Source organism: Streptomyces niphimycinicus, from assembly GCF_018883605.1.
GTDB classification, from domain to species: domain Bacteria; phylum Actinomycetota; class Actinomycetes; order Streptomycetales; family Streptomycetaceae; genus Streptomyces; species Streptomyces niphimycinicus.
This window is the reverse complement of sequence record NZ_JAHLEM010001362.1, coordinates 1-397: the sequence shown is the minus strand read 5'-3', so window position 1 is coordinate 397 and position 397 is coordinate 1. Positions and strand designations below refer to the sequence as shown.

At 79.8% G+C, this 397-nt stretch carries 1 pseudogene; it reads left to right on the top strand.

What is annotated here, in order from left to right:
• Positions 1–397 (top strand): annotated as a pseudogene (locus KN815_RS49745) (hypothetical protein); the annotation flags it as partial.

Below are 397 nucleotides of genomic sequence, written 5' to 3'. Positions count from 1 at the left end.
GGCTCGGGGCCGCCGCGAAGCGGGTGGCGCAGCCCGTGCCGGTATGGCGGGCCTACGCGGCGATGCTCCAGGCCGAACGGGAGCGCGCCGAGGGCCGGGACCGGCCCGACCTCTGGGCCGAGGCCACGGACGCCTTCGCCGCGCTGGACCGCCCGTATCCGCTGGCCCGCGCCCGGCACCGCTGGGCGGAGGCGCTGCTCACCTCCGGCCAGGGCGCTTCCCCGGCCCAGGCCGATCGCGAGCACGCCGCTGGACTGCTCGTCCAGGCATATGCCGTGGCCGAGTGGCTGGGCGCCCGCCCGCTGCGCGAGGAGATCGAGCTGCTGGCCCGGCGCGCCCGCCTGCCCCTGGCATCCGCCGCGACCCGCCCCGCGCTCGACGCCGCCCTGCCCCGCAC